This window comes from Gemmobacter lanyuensis (assembly GCF_014652355.1).
GTDB classification, from domain to species: Bacteria; Pseudomonadota; Alphaproteobacteria; order Rhodobacterales; family Rhodobacteraceae; genus Gemmobacter; species Gemmobacter lanyuensis.
The window spans coordinates 20,182-35,257 of record NZ_BMYQ01000015.1 but is presented as its reverse complement, the minus strand read 5'-3'; the positions used below and the strand labels follow the sequence as shown (position 1 = coordinate 35,257).

Here is a 15,076-nt window from a genome sequence, read left to right as displayed (position 1 = left end):
CGCGTTTTAGGGAGAAAACGATGAAATCGATCCGTATCGCCACCGCCATTCTTGCTCTGACCGCGACTTCGGCCCTGGCCGAAAACCCGATGGTCGGCGGCGCGCCGATGTATGACACGAAAAACATCGTCGAAAACGCCGTGAATTCCAAAGATCACACCACGCTGGTTGCCGCCGTTCAGGCTGCGGGCTTGGTGGAAACGCTTCAGGGCGCCGGCCCCTTCACCGTCTTTGCCCCGACCAATGACGCCTTCGCGAAACTGCCGGCCGGCACCGTTGATACCCTGCTGAAGCCCGAAAACAAGGATCAGCTGACCAAGATCCTGACCTGCCACGTCGTCGCAGCCAATGCGATGTCGGATGCGATCAGCAAGATGATCGATGACGACAAGGGCGCCCACCCGGTCAAGACCGTGGGCGGCTGCGAATTCACCGCGATGAAGGATGGCGACAAGATCCAGATCAAGGATGGTCAGGGCAATGTGGCGACCGTCACTATCGCAGATGTGAAGCAATCGAACGGTGTCATTCACGTGATCGATACCGTCCTTCTGCCTGCGTCCTGATATACAAACGGCCGGGGGCAGGCGTCCCCGGCCAAACCATGTCCCCGCGCGGATTTTCGGGCGGGGATTTTTCGAGAGGGGATGTGCAGATGACCTTGGGCCACTGGGATGTGACACCGAAAGATCTGTTTCTGAACCGCCGGCGCTTTCTTGCGGCCGCGGGCGCAGGGGCGGGTCTGGGTCTGGCGGGGTTTTCCCCCGCACGAGCGGCTGCCGATCTGACCCCCACACCGAAAGATGCTGTCACGAGTTACAACAATTTCTATGAATTCGGCACCGACAAGGAAGATCCCGCCCGCAATGCCGGATCCTTGACACTGTCGCCCTGGAGCGTCGAGGTTGGCGGTCTGGTGGAACGTCCCGGCACCTATGCTTTGGCCGATCTTCTTACCGGGCTGACGGTTGAAGAACGCATCTACCGCTTCCGTTGCGTCGAGGCCTGGGCCATGGTCGTGCCCTGGAACGGGGTGCCGCTGGCCGCCGTGCTTGAAAAGGTGGGCATTGCCAAGGGTGCGCGCTACGTGGCCTTTGAAACACTGTATCGCCCCGAAGAGATGCCGGGGCAGGCGAGCCCGATCCTTGACTGGCCCTATCGTGAAGGCTTGCGTCTGGATGAGGCCCAGCACCCGCTGACCCTGCTGGCGACGGGCCTTTATGGCGAAAGCCTGCCACCCCAGAACGGCGCACCACTGCGGCTGGTCGTGCCGTGGAAATATGGCTTCAAGTCGATCAAATCCATCGTCCGCATCACCCTGACTGCGGATCAGCCGCCCACGACCTGGAACCAGATGGCGCCGGAAGAATACGGGTTCTACGCCAATGTGAACCCTGCGGTGGATCACCCCCGCTGGTCACAGGCAAGCGAGCGGGTCGTCGGGTCCGGCCTGTTCGGCGGGCGGCAGGATACGCTGCCGTTCAATGGCTATGAGACCGAGGTTGCCGGGCTATACGCAGGGATGGACCTGCGGCAAAATTATTGATGCCGGGCATGGATCGTCTGAACAGCGTGCTGCGGCGGGTGCCAGCCTGGCCGATCTATGCCATCGCCGCGGCCTATGCGGCCTGGCGGTTCTGGCTGGCGGTGACAGGGCAACTCGGCCCCGACCCGGTTGACCGTTTGACGGCGGACAGCGGCACGCTGGCGCTACAGATGTTGATTGCAGGGCTGACCATCTCGGTGCTGCGAAAGACCATCGGGCTGAACTTGCTACGGTATCGACGCGCCATCGGGTTGACCGCCTTTTTCTTTGCCGCTGCGCATTTTCTGGTCTGGTTGCTGCTCGACCTTGCGCTGCGCTGGGATCAGATCCTTGCGGATCTGTCCAAGCGCCCTTTCGTGATGATCGGCATGGCGGCGCTTTTGTTGCTGCTGCCGCTGGCACTGACCTCGAACAATATGTCACTGCGGCGGCTCGGTGCGCTGCGCTGGCGTCAGCTGCACTGGCTGACCTATCCGGCAGTGCTTTTGGCGGCGCTGCACCACCTGATCGGGGTGAAAGTGGTGACGGCAGCACCCGTCGCCTATCTGGCGGCGACGGTGCTTTTGCTCGTGGCGCGGCCCGCCCTGATGCGGCGGCGGTCTTAGCCGGCCCGTCGGCACCACAGCTGCGCGGCGCCCCGAACCTCGGCCAGACGTGCCAGAAGCGAGGCTCCGATCGGGAGGATGTCGTCATTGAAGTCATAGGCCGGATTGTGCAGCGCAGGGCCGGTGCCCTGACCCACCAGCAGATAGGCCCCCGGCACATGGGCCAGCATCTCGGCAAAATCCTCTGATCCGCTTTGTGGATCTGCGTCCACCACCGTCAGATCCGGCCCGACCAGATCGCGCGCAATCTCCAACGCGGCAAGCGTTTCGGCGGGACTATTGTGCAAAACGGAAAAGCGGGGGTCGATCTGAACGCTGGCCGCGGCGCCGAAGGCCGATGCAATGCCTGTGGACAGCGCCTCCAACTGTTGCAGCACCAGATTGCGGGTTTCAGCGGCAAAGGTCCGGATGGTACCGCTCAGCCGGGCGGTATCGGGAATGACGTTATAGGCCGATCCCGCATGGATCTGCGTCACCGACAGAATGGCCGCGCGCAGCGGATCGACGTTGCGGCTGACAATGGTCTGCAGCGCCTGGGTCAGGGCTGCGGCCACCACCACCGGGTCGACAGCATTCTGCGGTTGCGCCCCATGTGCGCCACGCCCCGAAATCACCACATCGAAACTGTCGGCGGCGGCCATGGCCACACCGGGTTTCAGGCTGATCTGGCCGAGCGGGGCATTGGGCCAGTTGTGCAGGGCATAGATTTCGTCGCAGGGGAAGCGGTCGAACAGGCCCTCTTCAATCATGCGCGCGGCGCCGCCCAGTCCCTCTTCTGCCGGCTGGAAGATCAGCACAACGCGACCCGCGAGCCGGGGCTGCTGGGCCAGGTAGCGCGCCGCCCCCAGCAGCATGGTCGTATGTCCATCGTGCCCGCAGCCATGAAACACCCCCGGCCGGGTCGATGCATGGGCGGCGCCTGTTGCCTCGGTCATCGGCAGGGCATCCATATCCGCCCGCAGACCGATGGTGCGGCCCGGTTTGACGCCGTTGATCACCCCGACCACCCCGGTCGTGCCGATGGCACGATGGACGGTGACGCCCCAGCTTTCCAGCAGTTCCGCGACCCGGTCGGCGGTGCGGTGTTCTTCAAATCCGATTTCGGGATGGGCGTGCAGGTCACGACGAATCGCCGTCAAATCTGCCGCATAGGATTGGATTTCCGGGACAAGCTTCATGTCGGTGCTGCCTTTTTCTGCACGGGCCGGGGCGGGCGGGGAACTTTGATGCAGTCTGTCGCAAGTAATTTTATATTGCAACTATTTCTCATTGAAAGTAGGAGTTCCGCAAACGAGCGACAGAGGATAGGTTGCATGGAAAGTGAGGGCACCATGCTGCGCCAGAGTTTCACCTATCAACTTGCCTCGATTGCCGAGGATGCCGTCAGGCCGCCTGCACGGCTGTTCGAATTGCGCTTTGGCCTGAACGTGCATGACCTGCGCGTCCTGCGACTGATCGACGATCAGCCCGGTGTCACTTTCACGAGCCTTGCCAAGCAGACGAAATTCGAACGCTCGGCGACTTCGCGCATCCTGTCCCGGCTGATCAAGGCCAAGCTTGTGCGGCGCGAGATTGACGAGGATGACGCCCGCCATTTCCGCCTGTTCGTGACCGAGGCGGGGGTCGCGCTGCGTTCCAAGGCCGATCCGCTGAGCCTTGAGATGGAGGCGCTGATCCTGTCGGCGCTGACTGAGGGCGAGCGGTCCGAATTCCGCCGGATGCTCGACAAGCTCAGCGGGTGGCTTGCAACCGAATTTCCCGAACAACTCGCCCGGCGCTACCCGGATGCGGCGGCGCCCGTGCGACGCAAGCGCCAGCAGGGCTGAAGCCAGATGCAGATCCGCGACGCAACCGAAGCCGACATCGAGGCGATCACGGCGATCTACAACGATGCGGTGCTGAACACGACCGCGATCTGGAACGACACCCAGGCCGACCGGGCCAACCGCAGCGACTGGCTTGCCGCGCGGCAAAGGGCCGGGTTCCCGGTCCTTGTCGCGGTTTCCGAAGAGGGGCAGTTGCTGGGCTATGCCTCTTTTGGGGATTGGCGGCCCTTTGAGGGGTTTCGACACACGGTTGAACATTCGGTTTATGTTCGGGCCGATCAGCGCGGGGCAGGGCTTGGCCGCGCGCTGATGCAGGCGCTGATCTCCCGCGCCCGTGCGGCGGGCAAGCATGTGATGGTTGCGGCGGTCGATGCCAGCAACGGCGCCTCGATCCGGCTGCACGAGACGCTGGGCTTTGAACAGGTGGGCCACCTGCGCCAGGTCGGCACCAAATTCGGCCGCTGGCTGGATCTGGCCTTTCTGCAGCTGACGTTGGACGATCAGCCCCCGGATCAGGGTTTCCGCGCGCTGATCGCGTAGCGGTGTACACTGCGGCGCAGAAGCGATTTGCGCCAGCCGAAAGCGCGCGCCTGTGCGCGGTGGATGGCGCCAAAGCCCGTATCGATGCGGAGATCGACAAACCCGGCCGCCGCCAGCAAGGCGGCCACCGCCTCGGCCCGCGCACCGTTCGAGAAATGCACCCGCGCGAGGATTTCGGCATGGCGCTGTGCCATTTCACTGCTTTGACGGGCATGTGAACCGCCAATCCAACGGGCCAGAACCCGCCCCAGCCAGCCGCGCGACACGAAGTCGCCATCGACGATCAGGATCTGCCCGCCCGACGCCAGAACGCGCGCCCATTCGGCAAAGGCCGCGGCCGGATCGACCAGCGTCCAGACCAGATGCCGCGTCACGATCACATCCTGACTGCCGCCCGGCAGCATGGTCCGTTCGGCATCGGCCTGCAGAAAGGTGCAGTCTGCCCCCGCCGCCCGGGCCTTGGCGCGGGCGTGGTCCAACATCGGCTCGGCCCAGTCCAACCCGGTGACCTTGAACCCAAGTTCATGGCAAAGCAGAGAAATTTCCCCCGTGCCCGAGGCGAGGTCCAAAAGCTGCCGCTCCCCAGCCGGGCCCAGATGGCGGCGCAATAGCGCGGCCCACGCCTGCCGTTCGGCGCCGTCGGCAATCTTGTGACCCGGGTCCAAATCAAACCCTGCGGCCCGGTCAGACCAATACTCACGGATATCATCGCGCAGGTCGCGGTTCGTTCGAAGGCTTTGGATCTGGGTCATGGCTGGGCATCCGCAGGGCAGCAATTGGCCCCGTTGGGGTAGGTGAATAAATCTGACAAAACAAGTCAGATTCTATTGTTGACAAATTTTATCGGCCAACCTACCCCTCATCCCGTTCTATCTGAGAGGTCCCGATGAACCCCGTCCGTTCCCTGCTGGGCGCTGCTGCGCTTGGCGTTCTCGCAGCCAGCCCCGCGCTCGCCGACAAGGTCACCATCACCGACATCACCGGCCGCGAGGTCGCCGTCGAAACCCCGGTGCAGCGCGTCATTCTGGGTGAGGGACGGCAGGCCTTCTTCACGGCGGTGCTGGACACCGAAAACCCGTTTGCCCGCGTCGTGGGCTGGCGGGATGACTTCAAACAGGCTGACCCCGACAGCTATGCCGCCTATGCCGAAAAGTTCCCGCAGATGAACGCGCTGCCCACCTTTGGCGGGTTCAAGGAAGGCACGTTCGACATCGAACAGGCGGTTTCACTGAAACCCGATGTGATGATCCTGAACCTTGAGGCCAAGGCCGCCACGGATGAGGCGGGCTATGAGGAAAAGCTCGCCAAGGTGGGCATCCCGATCGTCTATGTCGATTTCCGCGAAAACCCCTTTGAACACAACGCCCGCTCGATGGAGATCATCGGACAGCTTTACGGCGAAGAGGCACGCGCCGCCGAATTCAACGCCTTCTTCCAGCAGGAGATGGCCAAGGTCACCCGCGTGATCGCCGCCCAGACCGATCTGAAACGCCCGTTGGTCTTTGTCGAACGGGCGGGCGGCTATACCGAAGATTGCTGCATGTCCTTTGGCGCAGCGAATTTCGGCCAGATGGTCGAGGTTGCAGGCGGCGCCAATATGGCGACCCCCTTCATCCCCGGCACCTTCGGCACGGTGAACGGTGAACAGATCATCGCCTCGAACCCCGACACCATCATCGTCACCGGCGGCAACTGGGAGGCCTATGTCCCCGGTGGCACCTGGGTGGGTGTGGCGCCCGGCGCCGATATGGCCGCCGCGCGCGAAAAGCTTGGCGGTCTGATGAAACGACCCGCCTTCACCGGGGTGAAGGCCGTCGAAACCGGGAACGTCCACGCAATCTGGCACCAGTTCTACAACAATCCCTACAGCTTTGTTGCGGTGCAGCAGATCGCCAAATGGCTGCATCCGGATCTGTTTGCCGATCTCGACCCCGAAGCCACGCTGAAAGAGCTGCATGCCCGTTTCCTGCCGGTGGAGTATCGCCCCGGCTACTGGGTGTCGCTGAACTGATTGACGGGGCCGGGGGTGTTCTGCCCCCGGCCCGCATGTCCCCTTACTGGAAAGCCGCGCCATGACCAGCCTCACCGACCCGGCCGAGATCCCGGTCCAAGCTGCCCCGCACCCCTATCACCGCCTTGTCGCGCGGCGGCTGGTGGTGGTGCTGGGGCTGACGCTGCTTTTGTGCCTGTCGGTGGCGGTCGATGTGTCGCTTGGCCCGGCGCGTTATCCGCTGGCCGATGTGGCGCGGACGCTGCTTTTGCCGAAAGTGGCGCCGATGCAGATGCAGGTGGTGATATGGGACATCCGCTTGCCCATGGCGCTGATGGCCGTGACCGTGGGGGGCTGCCTGTCGCTTGCCGGGGCGCAGATGCAGACGATCCTTGCCAATCCGCTGGCCAGCCCTTTTACCCTTGGCCTCTCTGCCGCGGCAAGCTTCGGGGCGGCGCTGGCGATGGTGCTGGGCGTCGCGCTCTTTCCTGCCGCGCTGGCGCTGATGGTGCCGGTCAACGCCTTTGTCATGGCGATGGGGGCGGCGCTGCTGATCTTCTTCCTGTCGGGCATGCGGGGGGTCACGGTGGAAACCATCGTGCTTCTGGGCATCGCACTGGTCTTTACGTTCAACGCCTTGCTGGCCCTGCTGCAATACTTCGCGTCGGAACAGGCACTGGCCGCGGTAGTCTTCTGGACCATGGGCAGCCTGACCAAGGCAAACTGGACCAAAGTTGCCGTCACGGCGGCCGTCCTTCTCATCTGCACGCCGCTTTTTGCGCGCAGGGCTTGGGCGCTGACCGCAATCCGCCTGGGCGAAACCCGCGCGGCGGCCATGGGCGTGCCGGTCCGCCGCCTTCGGCTTGAAACGTTGCTTCTGGTGGCGCTGCTCGCGGCGGTGCCGGTGTCCTTCGTGGGGACAATCGGCTTCATCGGCATCGTCGGCCCCCATATCGCCCGGTTGCTTCTGGGTGAGGATCAGCGCTTCTTTCTGCCCGGATCAATCCTCGCCGGGGCGCTGATCCTGTCGGCCACGTCGGTGCTGTCGAAGGCCATCCTGCCGGGCGCGGTGCTGCCCATCGGGATCATTACGGCATTGGTCGGGGTGCCGTTCTTCGCCACCCTCATTTTCACCCACGGGAGACGGGCATGGTGACGCTTCAACTGACAGGGGTCGAGGCCCGCTATGGCCGCAAGATCATCTATCAGGATGCAACCACCCCGGTTGTTCCGGGAGGCCGACTGACCGCCCTGATCGGCCCCAATGCGGCGGGCAAATCCACGCTGTTCCGCCGGATCGCGGGTCAGCTGGCCGGGGCGGGCGACGTCCGCCTCCAGGGCGCTACGCCCGGCGATTTGCGCTACATGCCGCAGGACACCGGCATGACTGCGGCGCTCAGCGTCTATGAATCGATCATCCTCGCCCTGAAACAGGGCCGCGGGGGCTGGCGGCTCTCGGCGCCCGAGCTTGCGGCGGTGGATGCCACCCTCGCACGGCTGCGGATCGGGAACCTCGCCAACCGCCAGCTGTCCGAGCTTTCGGGCGGGCAGCGGCAGCTGGTCTCCATCGCACAGACCCTCGTGTCGCGGCCCAAGGTGCTGCTGATGGATGAACCGACCTCGGCGCTCGATCTCTATCGGCAGTATGAGGTGCTGGAGGAGCTGCGCCGCTATGTCGCCGAAACCGGCGCCGTGGCGGTGCTCGCGCTCCATGACCTCAATCAGGTCATGCGGAACTGCACCACCACCATCGCCGTGGCCGAAGGCCGCATCCGCGCCGTCGGGCCCACACTCGAAGTGCTGACGCCCCAACTGATCCGCCAACTCTACGGCCTCGACACCCGCGTCGAAAACTGCTCCCGCGGCTGCCCGATGATGATCGTCGACGGTGCGGGGGTGGATTAAGGTTACATAATTATCATTCTCCGTTTTTGCTGTGTGTAGCGGCAAAGCTAAAATGTCACCCGTGAGCAATTCAGGAATGTCACTCTGCCCTCAAAAATCATTGAGGGTGAGCAGACATGGGATGGGTGATTATGAGCGAGCGCGAGCTGAACCGTGTGGAGGTTGTGGCGCAGGTCGAGGATAGTCGGCTGAGCATCGACAATGCGGCGAGCATGTTGGACCTGACGCGTCGTCAAATTTTCCGTCTGTTGCAGCGGTATCGTCGGGACGGCGCATCAGCGATCCGGCACAAGGCGCGCGGCAAACCTCCGAACAACCGTATCCACAAAGCTAAGCGCGACTATGCGCTGAACCTCATCAAAGAGGATTACGCAGATTTCGGGCCGACTTTGGCTGCTGAGATGCTGGCTGAACATCACGGGTTGAAGGTTTCGCGTGAGACTGTTCGCAAGTGGATGGTCGAGGATGGGATTTGGTTATCCCGCAAACAACGACGCACATTCCATCAGCCCAGACTACGCCGGGAGTGCTTCGGCGAATTGATCCAGATCGACGGTTCTGATCGTCGATGGTTCGAGGATCGGGGGGATCCCTGCACCCTGCTCGTCTTCATCGACGACGCGACCAGCACGTTGATGGAACTGCGGTTCGTGACGTCTGAGAACACGTTCAGCTACTTTGAAGCCTTGGAGAGCTATCTGCTTAAGCACGATCGTCCGGTCGCATTTTACAGCGATAAGCACAGTGTCTTCCGCAATCCGAATCCCAATGAACACATGACGGGGATGACGCAATTCGGGCGTGCCCTGGCTGAACTGAACATCGAGATCATCTGTGCCAATTCATCCCAAGCCAAAGGTCGGGTCGAACGCGCGAACGGACGTTGCAGGACAGGTTGGTCAAGGAGCTGCGCATTGCGGGTATCACCAACATGGAAGACGGCAGCGCATTCCTGCTGGGCTTCGTTGAACGCTATAACGCGAAGTTCACAAAGGCACCCGCCAAGCCTGACAATCTGCACCGCGCTCTGAACATTGAGCCGGATCGCCTCACAGAAGTCTTTTGTCTCCGCGACAAACGCTATGTCACCAAAGATTTGACGCTGAAGTATGACCGCAAGCGCATCCGGCTGGAGGTCAACGAGCTGACGCGCGGCTTGGTCGGCAAATACGTCGATGTCTACGAGATGCGAGATGGGCTGATCCAGGTGCGTGCCAAAGGCGTTGCCCTGCCCTGCAGCATCTTCGATCCGAACCAACAGCGTGTCACCCACGCAGCGATCACGGAGAACAAGCATCTCAGCGCCGTGCTGGCCTACATCAAGAAAGAGCAGGAGAAAGCCGCGTCTCAACCGACGGTCAAACCCGCCAGCGCATTGGAGCATGCGCTGATCAGCCGGTTCGGCACCTTGGGAAAGGTCACGCGCGAGTTCCTTCTGAGGTCCGACAACGGCGTTCGCCATCGGGCTCGGACCGGTGGCGCCGCGTTGGCTCACTCTTCACCAGCCACCGCTACACCGCGCTGGTCCGAAGCTACGGCCTGAACAAGAGTTCATCACGCCGCATTGCCCGCAGCAGAATGGCATGGTCGAGCGTGTGATCCGGACACTGAAAGAACAGTGCATCCATCGCCAGCGCTTCGACAGCATCCAGCACGCGACGCGAGCCATCGGCGACTGGATCAGCTTCTACAACAACCGACGCCCGCATCAGGCGCTGGACATGAAAACCCCCGCTGAGGCATTCGCATTAGCGGCTTAACCTGCGCAGATTCCGCTGGGTCGATACAATGGCGGGTTATCTGCGGGCTCATGGCAAACCTGTTGCCTTCCCTTCCGACAAGCATTCGGTGTTCCGTGTCGCGAAGTCCGAGGCGCGGACAGGTCACGGCACCACGCAGTTCGGTCGTGCGCTTTTGGAGCTAAATATCGAGATTCCCTGTTTAAATTCGAGCCAGGCCAAGGGGTGGGTCGAGCGGAAGAACCGCACCCTGCAAGACCGTCTTGTCAAGGAGATGCGGCTTGATGACGTGACTGGCATGGTGGCAGGGAATGCTTGGCTGCCGGGGTGTACCCAGCGCCACAACCAGCAATTTGCAAGAACCCCTGCCCGCCCTGACAACCTCCACCGCGCGGTGACCGAAAGCCCGGACCGGCTGAACGGCATTCTGTGTTGGCGCGACGAACGCGATGTCGGCTAGCAATTGACGTTTTCCCATGAAAGGAAGCGGATCATGCTGGAGGAGACCGAGGTCTCGCGCGGCCTGGTGGGCAAATATGTCGACACCTATGCCTGGCCGGATGGCCGCTTTGACGTGCGCTGGAGGGGTTATTCCCTGCCCTACAAGGTCTTCGACCCTGACCAGCAGCACGTGACCCATGCGGCGATCCCGAGAACAAGCGGCTGTGGGAAGCCCTGGCCCTCGCCAAGGAGATACAGGATACCCGCCTCGCGATGGACGAGGTGAAGATCGGCAAGCAGAGGACCAAATACACCCCCACCGGCCGCAAGCCTCCAGGTCCCAAGGGCTGGGCTGAGAAACGTGCGGACCGTCGTGCTGCCGAGGCGGCAGCAGGGACGCGACATGCCGCTGAATGAACCTGCCCGCAGGACCGGGCAGGTCTGCGATGTCGGAGGTCTCCGCCCTGCCCAGTACCGCTCTGCGCAGCCCCAGCGACACTTCTACTTTGCAGATAAAGCGACATTCCAACTTGTTGACAACACTAGCGATCACGGCGCGCCGGGGGTGCCTTGGGGTTGCGGTTGCGGGGCAATCGGGGCGGTTTGCTGTCCGGGCTCAGTCGCCTGAGCGGGGCTTGTCGTGTCGGGCGGCAGCGGGGAGACGGGCATGTCCTGTTCGCCGATCGGGGCGGCGGGGTCGGACTCCTGGACCTCTTCGAACAGCCAGTAGATGATCAGCAGGACGGCAAAGATCGTCACCACGGCGGTGCCGATCAAGGGTCCGATATGACGCCGTTTCTCGCGCTCTAGATTGGTGCGGGGGGAGGACATCGGTATTTCCTTTGTCTGGGGTCATCCGATGTAACTCCGCACCGCCCGACTTGTTCCCGTCAGCTGCGGGCATGGCCGGTTAGAGAAGCGGCTTTCCCCCGGTCACGGCAAGCGTGGCGCCAGAAATATAGCTCGACATCGGCTCGGCCAGCATCACATAGGCCGAGGCGAGCTCTACCGGCTGCGCGGGGCGCTTCATCGGATAGCTTTTGCCAAAATTTGCCACCTCATGCGGCGGCATGCTTGCCGGGATCAGCGGGGTCCAGACAGGACCGGGTGCCACGCAATTCACCCGGATGCCCTTTTCAGCCAGCATCTGCGCCAGCCCGCCGGTGAAATTCTGGATCGCCCCCTTGGTGGTGGCATAGGCCAGAAGGCGCGGGTTCGGCATATCGGCATTGATGGATGCCGTGTTGATGATGGCGGCCCCCCGCCCCATATGCGGCACAGCTACCTTGACCAGATAGAACATGGCATGGATGTTGACTGCGAATGTGCGCTGCCATTCTTCGTCAGGGATCTCGGACAGGGTGTCAAAGCTTGCCTGATGCGCGGCATTGTTGACCAGAATGTCGATCCGCCCAAAATGTTCGACCACCCGGGCGACCACCTGACGGCAGAGGTCGGCATCGGCGATGTCGCCGGCCAGACGCAGACAGCGGCGACCGGACTCCTTGATCAGGCGCGCGGTATCTTCGGCATCGTCAGATTCATTCAGATAGGCAATCGCCACATCCGCCCCCTCGCGCGCATAGGCGATGGCAACGGCCCGGCCGATCCCGCTATCGCCTCCGGTGACAAGCGCCACCATCCCCTCAAGGCGGCCAGCGCCGCGCCAGGCCTCTTCCCCGTGATCTGGTCGGGGATCCATCTTGAGGAAACTTCCCGGCAATTCCTGCTGCTGTTCCGGAAACGGCGGTTCCGGGTAGGTTCTGGGCCGGGCGGCTCCGGGAATATCATCATGTCCGGGGGCATTCGCAATGATTGTCGCCCCTTGGGTCGCAGGATTTGAATGTGTCATGGGTATTTCTCCGATCTGGTCGGAAGAAGAACCTGCAGGGGTCAGGCTTGTTCCGCGGGCCATTGACGGCGAATGGACCGCGAACTTGACCAGCCTGGAAACAAACGGCGCTGCCCGTGGTTGCACCTGCACATCACATATCACGGAGTGACGCCATGAAAACGAAAACGCTGGAAGACCTGTTTCTCGACATGCTGCGGGATGTTTACTACGCCGAACGCAAGATCTTGAAAGCCTTACCGAAAATGGCGCGCGGCGCACAATCGCCCGATCTTCGGGCGGCCTTTGAGCGTCACCGGGATGAAACCGAGATCCATGTCGAACGACTGCAGCAGGTCTTTGACCTGATCGGTCGCCCGGCCCGGGGCAAGACCTGCCCGGCGATCGACGGGATTGTGGAAGAGGGCGAGGAGGTGATGGAATCCTTCAAGGGTTCGGCCGCGCTGGATGCGGGTCTACTGGCGGCCGCACAGGCGGTAGAGCATTACGAGATCGCCCGTTACGGCACCTTGCGGAACTGGGCCGCGCTTCTCGGGCAGAAAGAGGCCGCCACCATTCTTCAGAACACGCTGTCAGAAGAGGAGGCGACCGATGTCATGCTGACCGAGATTGCCGACAGCCAGGTTAATCGTGACGCGCTGCAAACAGCCTGATCCGGCCTGGGGGCGGGTCGGATCATCCGGCCCGCCTCTTTCCGCAACAGAAGGAGCTTTTCCATGACAGGCGTGTTTGTGACCGCAGGGTGCGGCTTTCTGGGGCGACATCTGGCCGACAGCTTGCTGCTGATGGGCCATCGCGTGCTGATCGAAGAACAGGACACCCCAAACCGCCCCGATTATCTGCCCGCGGCAGCGGTGCTGGTGCCGGGGCTGATGGAAGACCCCGCCGTGCTGACGACGGTTCTGGCCGAGGTCGAGGTGGTGGTGCATCTGCTGTGCCCCGACCGGCCCGATCCTCTGACCCCGCGACTTCTGGCTGCCATGGCAGAGGCAGGGACGGCCCGGCTCGTGCTGGAATCCACGCTCGAGGTTTATGGTGAAGGGCTTTATGCCGATGGCGCGGGCCGGATGCTGGTGCCTCGCCGTCGCGCCGCCGATCTGGAGGCGGGCCGCTGGGAGGTGACCGGGCAGGACGGCCAGCCGCTGCTGCCCCTGCCCACCCCCGAAAGCACAGCCCCCGATCCGACGGGACGGCGCGGGCAAGTCGCCCTCGCACGTGAGGCGATGGTGCGGGACTGGGCCTCGGCGCCGGGGCGGCAGATCCGCATTCTGCGGATGGGGGCGCTGTTCGGCCCGCCCCATGAAAGCGCACACCCCCTGCCCGGCGCAATTGGACGCATGATGGCCGAAGTCGCCGCCGGCAGCCCCCCCAGCGTGGCGGAAGATGGCGGTCAGATCCGCGACTGGCTGCATGTGCGCGATGCGGCGCGGGCGCTTCGCCTGGCGGTGGAACATCAAACGACGCCGACCCAGATCCTGAATATCGCCTCGGGGCGCGGTCTGCGCAGCGACGAGGTCGCCCGGCTGATCACTACAGCCGCGTTCCGCTATGACCTCGATCCCCGCCCGCTCGGCGTCACCGAAACGGGCGCGGCGCGGCATCTGGTCGGCATGCCCGATGCGGCGGCACGTGATCTGGGCTTTACCGTCGAACATCCGATCGAAAATTCGCTAGGCGAATTGGCCATGTGGGTGCGGGACAATGCCGTCGAAGACACCCAGGCCGCCCGATTGCACAAGCTGGCCATGCAGGGCCAGCTTGTGGGGCCGGGTGCAGCCACGGTCTGATCAAAGGCTCGCCCGCGTCCGCCGCCGCGCGGCGGCAAGGGGCGGGCGGATCACGTCGGGCAGCATCGGCGTCGGCGGGATCAGCCCGACAAGCTCGGACTGGGCCTGCAACCAGTGGTGTTCATGCAGACCGTGGGGGCGACCGCTCTGTTCCCAGATTTCATAGGCCCGCAGGCGGACAGTGTCGTCATCGTGCTGCATCAGCTTGCTCCAATTGGTAATGTCGACGGCGGGGTGACATCGGACATCGCGCCGCATGCCTCATTCGATCACAGCGCAGGCCAGACGGTCCCCGGCACCGCCACTGGGTTGGGTCACGTGATCATCTGCCCCGGCGTGGATCATCAGCGCCCGACCGCGGATCAGGGTCTCGCCCTCTGTCAGGACCACGAAAGGATTGAAGAGCTCCGCCTTGGCCCGGCCTTCGGCATCTACCCAGATATTCGGCATGTCCCCGGCATGGGGACCTGTGGTGGAGCGGAAACCATGTTCCGTGCCGGACGGGTTGAAGTGGCCACCCGCGGTTTCGTAATGCGCGGCAGGATCGCAGGTTCCGCTTTCATGGACGTGAAAAGCAACCCAGCTGCTGGCGGGAAGGCCCGTCACCTCCAGCGCGATCAGAACGCCGCCCTGGGTGCTGTCAACTTTCGCCGTCCCGATTGGCTGGCCCTTGAGGTCAAGGAAGCTGGCTTGGGCGGCGGGGCTGTCCTGGGCCGTGGCGACGCCAGCGGCACATAGGGAAAAGGCCACGCAAGGGGCCTTCAGGAAACGGAACATCGGATCATCCTTCTGGTTGCATGACAGGCAAACCGTCGGGCGCGCGCTTTGTTCCCCTGCGGCAGTTA

17 protein-coding genes and 2 pseudogenes are annotated in these 15,076 nt (G+C 63.1%); 13 read left to right on the top strand and 6 right to left on the bottom strand.

The features are described from left to right. The first annotated feature begins 20 nt into the window (after positions 1-20). The 3 genes from IE101_RS17195 to msrQ all read left to right on the top strand — a co-directional run bounded on the left by IE101_RS17195 (position 21) and on the right by msrQ (position 2,151). Complete coding sequence (locus IE101_RS17195) at positions 21-566, top strand: fasciclin domain-containing protein (RefSeq protein ID WP_189635082.1); 546 nt, start codon at positions 21-23, stop codon at positions 564-566. A gap of 89 nt (positions 567-655) precedes the next feature. Then, on the top strand, positions 656-1,546 hold the full coding sequence (gene msrP, locus IE101_RS17190; protein ID WP_189635081.1) for a protein-methionine-sulfoxide reductase catalytic subunit MsrP: 891 nt from the start codon (positions 656-658) through the stop codon (positions 1,544-1,546). 8 nt (positions 1,547-1,554) lie between these two features. Next, positions 1,555-2,151, top strand: coding sequence for a protein-methionine-sulfoxide reductase heme-binding subunit MsrQ (gene msrQ / locus IE101_RS17185; protein ID WP_189635080.1), 597 nt, complete (start codon positions 1,555-1,557; stop codon positions 2,149-2,151). Here msrQ and IE101_RS17180 read toward each other — a convergent pair. Beyond that, positions 2,148-3,329, bottom strand: coding sequence for a M20 aminoacylase family protein (locus tag IE101_RS17180; protein WP_189635079.1), 1,182 nt, complete (start codon positions 3,327-3,329; stop codon positions 2,148-2,150). The genes msrQ and IE101_RS17180 overlap by 4 nt on opposite strands. A 135-nt stretch (positions 3,330-3,464) precedes the next feature. On the opposite strand from IE101_RS17180, the gene IE101_RS17175 reads away from it, so the two are divergent. After that, positions 3,465-3,977 (top strand): MarR family winged helix-turn-helix transcriptional regulator, encoded by a 513-nt coding sequence (locus IE101_RS17175; protein ID WP_189635078.1) that lies wholly within the window; start codon positions 3,465-3,467, stop codon positions 3,975-3,977. A 6-nt stretch (positions 3,978-3,983) separates the two neighbouring features. Further along, the gene (locus tag IE101_RS17170) at positions 3,984-4,517 is read left to right on the top strand and encodes a GNAT family N-acetyltransferase (RefSeq protein ID WP_189635077.1); all 534 of its coding nucleotides are present in this window, start codon (positions 3,984-3,986) and stop codon (positions 4,515-4,517) included. On the opposite strand, the gene IE101_RS17165 is transcribed toward IE101_RS17170, so the two are convergent. Next, positions 4,490-5,269 carry a class I SAM-dependent methyltransferase gene (locus IE101_RS17165; RefSeq protein WP_189635076.1) on the bottom strand — a complete coding sequence of 260 codons (780 nt, stop codon included), beginning with the start codon at positions 5,267-5,269 and terminating at the stop codon, positions 4,490-4,492. The genes IE101_RS17170 and IE101_RS17165 overlap by 28 nt on opposite strands. Before the next feature lie 134 nt (positions 5,270-5,403). On the opposite strand from IE101_RS17165, the gene IE101_RS17160 reads away from it, so the two are divergent. The 6 genes and pseudogenes from IE101_RS17160 to IE101_RS19855 form a co-directional block, all read left to right on the top strand. Then, positions 5,404-6,528 (top strand): ABC transporter substrate-binding protein, encoded by a 1,125-nt coding sequence (locus IE101_RS17160; RefSeq protein ID WP_189635075.1) that lies wholly within the window; start codon positions 5,404-5,406, stop codon positions 6,526-6,528. 61 nt (positions 6,529-6,589) lie between these two features. Beyond that, positions 6,590-7,663 carry a FecCD family ABC transporter permease gene (locus tag IE101_RS17155; RefSeq protein ID WP_189635074.1) on the top strand — a complete coding sequence of 358 codons (1,074 nt, stop codon included), beginning with the start codon at positions 6,590-6,592 and terminating at the stop codon, positions 7,661-7,663. Next, entirely contained in the window at positions 7,657-8,412 is a 756-nt protein-coding gene (locus IE101_RS17150) for an ABC transporter ATP-binding protein (protein WP_189635073.1), read from the top strand. Before IE101_RS17155 ends, IE101_RS17150 begins: the two co-directional genes overlap by 7 nt. 116 nt (positions 8,413-8,528) lie before the next feature. Further along, a pseudogene (locus tag IE101_RS17145) lies at positions 8,529-9,784 on the top strand (ISNCY family transposase); the annotation flags it as partial. A 103-nt stretch (positions 9,785-9,887) separates the two neighbouring features. Further along, entirely contained in the window at positions 9,888-10,172 is a 285-nt protein-coding gene (locus IE101_RS20115; RefSeq protein WP_268247287.1) for an integrase core domain-containing protein, read from the top strand. 10 nt (positions 10,173-10,182) lie between these two features. Further along, positions 10,183-11,009, top strand: a pseudogene (locus tag IE101_RS19855) (transposase family protein); the annotation flags it as partial. 132 nt (positions 11,010-11,141) lie between these two features. Here the strand turns inward: IE101_RS19855 and IE101_RS17125 are convergent. Together IE101_RS17125 and IE101_RS17120 are read right to left on the bottom strand one after the other, a co-directional pair. Continuing rightward, positions 11,142-11,423 carry a hypothetical protein gene (locus IE101_RS17125; RefSeq protein ID WP_189635070.1) on the bottom strand — a complete coding sequence of 94 codons (282 nt, stop codon included), beginning with the start codon at positions 11,421-11,423 and terminating at the stop codon, positions 11,142-11,144. 79 nt (positions 11,424-11,502) lie between these two features. Next, positions 11,503-12,294: a glucose 1-dehydrogenase gene (locus tag IE101_RS17120; protein ID WP_229804273.1), complete on the bottom strand. Its 792-nt coding sequence runs from the start codon at positions 12,292-12,294 to the stop codon at positions 11,503-11,505. A gap of 305 nt (positions 12,295-12,599) precedes the next feature. Between IE101_RS17120 and IE101_RS17115 the strand changes: the two genes are divergently transcribed. Both IE101_RS17115 and IE101_RS17110 read left to right on the top strand, forming a co-directional pair. Continuing rightward, on the top strand, positions 12,600-13,097 hold the full coding sequence (locus IE101_RS17115; RefSeq protein ID WP_189635068.1) for a YciE/YciF ferroxidase family protein: 498 nt from the start codon (positions 12,600-12,602) through the stop codon (positions 13,095-13,097). Between the two features lie 63 nt (positions 13,098-13,160). After that, complete coding sequence (locus IE101_RS17110) at positions 13,161-14,231, top strand: NAD-dependent epimerase/dehydratase family protein (protein WP_189635067.1); 1,071 nt, start codon at positions 13,161-13,163, stop codon at positions 14,229-14,231. Here IE101_RS17110 and IE101_RS17105 read toward each other — a convergent pair whose 3' ends face one another. Together IE101_RS17105 and IE101_RS17100 are read right to left on the bottom strand one after the other, a co-directional pair. Beyond that, the gene (locus IE101_RS17105; RefSeq protein WP_189635066.1) at positions 14,232-14,432 is read right to left on the bottom strand and encodes a DUF2934 domain-containing protein; all 201 of its coding nucleotides are present in this window, start codon (positions 14,430-14,432) and stop codon (positions 14,232-14,234) included. A gap of 60 nt (positions 14,433-14,492) precedes the next feature. After that, complete coding sequence (locus IE101_RS17100; RefSeq protein ID WP_229804272.1) at positions 14,493-15,008, bottom strand: superoxide dismutase family protein; 516 nt, start codon at positions 15,006-15,008, stop codon at positions 14,493-14,495. Positions 15,009-15,076 lie beyond the last annotated feature (68 nt).

Excerpts from the sequence above, each read along its gene's own strand:
- IE101_RS17155 (WP_189635074.1), top strand. The coding sequence starts at position 6,590 with ATGACCAGCCTCACCGACCCGGCCGAGATCCCGGTCCAAGCTGCCCCG.
- msrQ (WP_189635080.1), top strand. The coding sequence starts at position 1,555 with ATGGATCGTCTGAACAGCGTGCTGCGGCGGGTGCCAGCCTGGCCGATC.
- IE101_RS17175 (WP_189635078.1), top strand. The coding sequence starts at position 3,465 with ATGGAAAGTGAGGGCACCATGCTGCGCCAGAGTTTCACCTATCAACTT.
- IE101_RS17110 (WP_189635067.1), top strand. The coding sequence starts at position 13,161 with ATGACAGGCGTGTTTGTGACCGCAGGGTGCGGCTTTCTGGGGCGACAT.
- IE101_RS17170 (WP_189635077.1), top strand. The coding sequence starts at position 3,984 with ATGCAGATCCGCGACGCAACCGAAGCCGACATCGAGGCGATCACGGCG.
- IE101_RS17120 (WP_229804273.1), bottom strand. The coding sequence starts at position 12,294 with ATGGATCCCCGACCAGATCACGGGGAAGAGGCCTGGCGCGGCGCTGGC.
- IE101_RS17160 (WP_189635075.1), top strand. The coding sequence starts at position 5,404 with ATGAACCCCGTCCGTTCCCTGCTGGGCGCTGCTGCGCTTGGCGTTCTC.
- IE101_RS17165 (WP_189635076.1), bottom strand. The coding sequence starts at position 5,269 with ATGACCCAGATCCAAAGCCTTCGAACGAACCGCGACCTGCGCGATGAT.
- IE101_RS17105 (WP_189635066.1), bottom strand. The coding sequence starts at position 14,432 with ATGCAGCACGATGACGACACTGTCCGCCTGCGGGCCTATGAAATCTGG.
- IE101_RS17150 (WP_189635073.1), top strand. The coding sequence starts at position 7,657 with ATGGTGACGCTTCAACTGACAGGGGTCGAGGCCCGCTATGGCCGCAAG.
- IE101_RS17180 (WP_189635079.1), bottom strand. The coding sequence starts at position 3,329 with ATGAAGCTTGTCCCGGAAATCCAATCCTATGCGGCAGATTTGACGGCG.
- IE101_RS17115 (WP_189635068.1), top strand. The coding sequence starts at position 12,600 with ATGAAAACGAAAACGCTGGAAGACCTGTTTCTCGACATGCTGCGGGAT.
- IE101_RS17125 (WP_189635070.1), bottom strand. The coding sequence starts at position 11,423 with ATGTCCTCCCCCCGCACCAATCTAGAGCGCGAGAAACGGCGTCATATC.
- msrP (WP_189635081.1), top strand. The coding sequence starts at position 656 with ATGACCTTGGGCCACTGGGATGTGACACCGAAAGATCTGTTTCTGAAC.
- IE101_RS17100 (WP_229804272.1), bottom strand. The coding sequence starts at position 15,008 with ATGTTCCGTTTCCTGAAGGCCCCTTGCGTGGCCTTTTCCCTATGTGCC.
- IE101_RS17195 (WP_189635082.1), top strand. The coding sequence starts at position 21 with ATGAAATCGATCCGTATCGCCACCGCCATTCTTGCTCTGACCGCGACT.